The organism is Pseudoalteromonas sp. AOP7-A1-14 (assembly GCF_052376275.1).
Classification (GTDB): Bacteria; Pseudomonadota; Gammaproteobacteria; order Enterobacterales; family Alteromonadaceae; genus Pseudoalteromonas.
Genome location: NZ_JBQSVO010000191.1, coordinates 1 through 3,461 on the forward strand (window position 1 = coordinate 1; position 3,461 = coordinate 3,461).

The window sequence follows — 3,461 nt, forward strand, 5'->3', positions numbered from 1 at the left end:
GATTAGATACTCTATTTTACTTACTAAATCTTGGCTAATTTCTGCAGTAATCGTGACCTTTTCACGTTTAATATTTTCATTTGTAGTATCTGCAAATAAATTGAGCCATGAAGAAAGTCGGGTACTTTCTTTTACATAGCATTTTATGGGCATAATTGCTCTGATAGTTTCTAAAAAATGACTGTTTTCTTTTGCTTGTTTAGATAAAACTTGCTCTAAATGCTTATTTTCTTTGTTGGTTAAATATAACCTAAGCAATAATGTGAATAAGAGGAATGATAAAGATACTAAAGCAAGAGCTGGTGAGTAAGTATACATAATGATTAAAGTTGTTATGCCTAGCAAGCCTTCGACAATGGCAGAAATAAAACCACGACTTATCATTCTTTGGACTTCATTAAATGCTTCAAACCTAGATTTAATATCGCCAACATGGCGAGATTCAAAAAACGAAAGGGGTAAATGTAATAGGTGTCGCTGGATGTTCGCTTTTACTTGAAAGCCCAAATTTTTGTCTAAGTATAAAATTGCAGCAGAGCGAATAATATTGCTAAAAGTTGTTAGTAAGGTGACGGCAATAAATGCGATTAGCAACCATATTAACATTCCACTATCGGAGAGTGGAATTCCATGATCTATCACAATTCTAATATAGTAGGGGGATATTAAGAGGAAGCATTGCAGAATCAAGGCGACAACGAATATCTTAAATAATGAGGATGCGAGTCCTTCAATATTGCCAATGAATGCTCTGAGCGGCATCTTTACTCGTTCATCGGCTACAGTAAATGCAGGTGTTGGAGTTAACTCGATTGCAATACCGGTAAATGCTTCAGAGACTTGTTGCCAATCTAGTTTAACTTTTCCTTTTGCGGGATCATGGATAACAATGCCAGTTCTATTTACTGAAGCAAGCGTAACAAAGTGATTAAAGTTCCAATGCAATATTGCAGGTCCCCTTAGCTTAGATAGCTGTCCAAGCTCTAATTTTAATACTCGCCCAGATAGGCCAATATCATCTGCAATTTTTAAAATGTGCTTAACTGTTATTCCTTGAGTACCAACGGGGTAACGTTGTCGCATAGCAAGCATGTTTACTTTATAACCATGATAAAAAGCAATCATAGCTATACATGTGATACCACATTCAGCTACTTCACTTTGTAAGAAAAGAGGTAGTTTTGATGGTTTAAAGTCAATGTAGTCTGTGAGACGCATTTAAATTTCACTATTTAATTAAGTTAAGGACTTTTTCTGATTGCTGAGTGAGTAGTAATTTTATATCTGCGTTAGGTGACAGTTTTGAATAATTGTTAGCTTCTAATTTTAAATGTATTTTTTGTTCTTTATTATTTTTATTACTACCAATAACCATTGTAACTATGCCTTTTAATTCATCATTGCTGACAATTAAAGTAACGTGGTCATTTACATTAATGCTCATATTTTTATTGCTAGAAATCCAAAAAGATAACTCATTTTCTGAAGTGGTACTTAAAAGGTAACCAAGAGGTTCAAATGGTTGTATTATATTTTTTTCGATTAAAGAATGAAAAAACAAACCATCGGAAGGAGATCGAATAACCTCTTTTTCTAACTTACTATTACTATCAAACTTAGAGATAGTAAGTAGCTGTTGATTTTTTTTAACGCTCTCACCATCTATCGCAAAGTGCTTATTTATAACCACTACTTCATTATAAATAAGCGGGGTATAGTGTTCAGATGAGACCTTGGCGTCAAGACTTCTTTTTGTTGATAAAGTTAGAACATTAATAACTAAAAAGCTAAATACGAAAATTGCGATTAAAGCTGAAATAGAATTATTTATAATTTTAGGCTGTTTTATAAGCGACTTCCCTATATCACTCGATTTATATTGATTTCTAAGGGCTTCTTTACGGAACATATTAACTATAGACATAGTATTAACTTACTTTCTTGATGGGAATATCACCCACAGTACTATTGTTATTCATATAGCTTAGCGGGCAACCCATTTGCCAGCTATCAAGAGTCGTAAAGCCTTTTATCCAGGTACTAAATTTTTCATTGTTCAATGTTAGTGTGCCATCAGGATTAATTTTACCAATATTATTACGATCATCATCTAAAGCAACGGTACACTTATTGATATTACCATTGGCTCTAATTCCTAGTGAATTAGGTTTTCCTGCATAGCAAATATAATGACCCATACTATCTAGTTTTTTACTTTTTTTGGAGTAGCGGTTTGTTAAATCTTTTGCTAATTCTTTTGCTGTTCTTTTTGCTGTCAAATCCTGAATGGCTACTTGATTATCGCCACCAAGATTTGATATCTCTTTAAAGAAAAGTCTAAATCTAGCATCACCTTTGAGTGTTTCATCGAAACGTTTACAAAACTTCAATACACTTTCATGATTTAAGTCTGTAATGTGTATTCGTAGTGTTATATTGAAATCTAGATCTGTAGCTGAAGCATCTAAAAGTCGACTCCAGATACGGTCAAAACTACCTCTTCCATTACGTGTTAAGCGTGTTGTGTCATGTGATTCTTTATCACCATCGATAGAAATTTGAAAACTATTTTGTTTTAACTCAACAAGTTTTGTTAATGTTTTGATGTCTAGGAGAAAGCCGTTGGTGGTTAAATCACCAGATACTTTACAGTTATACTCTTTGGCCAATGACTGACTATATTCAGCAATTTCAAAAAGTATATCTTTTGCTAATAAGGGTTCACCACCAAACCAGCTTAGAGATAAATATTCTAAATTAGGCATTTTATTACTGATTAATATTTTAGTTGCGTCAATCAACCAGCGAGGCATTTTCCCTATTTCAAAATCTTCATAGCAATATACACAGCGAAAGTTACATTGCTCTGTTGGAAAAATGATAAGCTGAAGTTTTTTATTGCTAAGGCTATTTACGAGTTGCTGCCTAGCAAAACCTTTAATCTGATTGGATGAATTTGTCATATTACCCCCTTTGCTTTGGTTGCGCAGACTACTTTAATGGGAAGTAGTCTGCGTGATAGTTACAGCTCTTGTTGAGAACCACAACTGCCATTTACAGTGTTACCGCAGCCCACATTTCCTTCTTCGTCTTCTTCTTCTGGAGAAAAACCGCCTGCAACAGCATCTGTAAGTTCTTCACTTAGTTCAATTTCACCTAATTCATTTAATTTAATTTCTTCACTTTCTATATTTTCAAATTTATTGCTCATTTTATTTTCCTTTAAATTTTTGTTTCCCCTTAATGGGGTAAAGTGAGTGTGAGTTAAAAAAAAGAAATAGATAACTGTAATAACTACGAGGTTTTTAAAATAAAATCATTTAAATAGTTTGATATTTTAGGTAGCCAAACGTTCGAGGTCGGTTTTGTTTTGTTTTTGATGTTAAATAAAATTTCAATTCTATTCTTTAATATTTTATATTCGGTTCTTTCATACATTCTAAGTAGTTTTTCTTTATTGC

The 3,461-nt window shown here is 33.0% G+C and carries 4 protein-coding genes; all 4 read right to left on the reverse strand.

All coding sequences use genetic code 11. The features are described 5' to 3' along the window. Nucleotides 1-1,218, reverse strand: a 1,218-nt coding sequence (locus ACT3RM_RS17325; RefSeq protein WP_444511460.1) for a cysteine peptidase family C39 domain-containing protein, incomplete at its 3' end; no start/stop codon positions are given. Between the two features lie 10 nt (nt 1,219-1,228). After that, a complete protein-coding gene (locus ACT3RM_RS17330) occupies nt 1,229-1,924 on the reverse strand; it encodes a hypothetical protein (protein WP_441836631.1) in 696 nt (231 codons plus the stop codon). A gap of 4 nt (nt 1,925-1,928) precedes the next feature. Then, nucleotides 1,929-2,963 carry a radical SAM protein gene (locus ACT3RM_RS17335; protein WP_441836630.1) on the reverse strand — a complete coding sequence of 345 codons (1,035 nt, stop codon included), beginning with the start codon at nt 2,961-2,963 and terminating at the stop codon, nt 1,929-1,931. 59 nt (nt 2,964-3,022) lie between these two features. Next, nucleotides 3,023-3,211, reverse strand: a complete 189-nt coding sequence (locus tag ACT3RM_RS17340) for a hypothetical protein (RefSeq protein ID WP_170173258.1) — start codon at nt 3,209-3,211, stop codon at nt 3,023-3,025. Between the last annotated feature and the right edge of the window lie 250 nt (nt 3,212-3,461).

Excerpts from the sequence above, each read along its gene's own strand:
- ACT3RM_RS17330 (WP_441836631.1), bottom strand. The coding sequence starts at position 1,924 with ATGTCTATAGTTAATATGTTCCGTAAAGAAGCCCTTAGAAATCAATAT.
- ACT3RM_RS17335 (WP_441836630.1), bottom strand. The coding sequence starts at position 2,963 with ATGACAAATTCATCCAATCAGATTAAAGGTTTTGCTAGGCAGCAACTC.
- ACT3RM_RS17340 (WP_170173258.1), bottom strand. The coding sequence starts at position 3,211 with ATGAGCAATAAATTTGAAAATATAGAAAGTGAAGAAATTAAATTAAAT.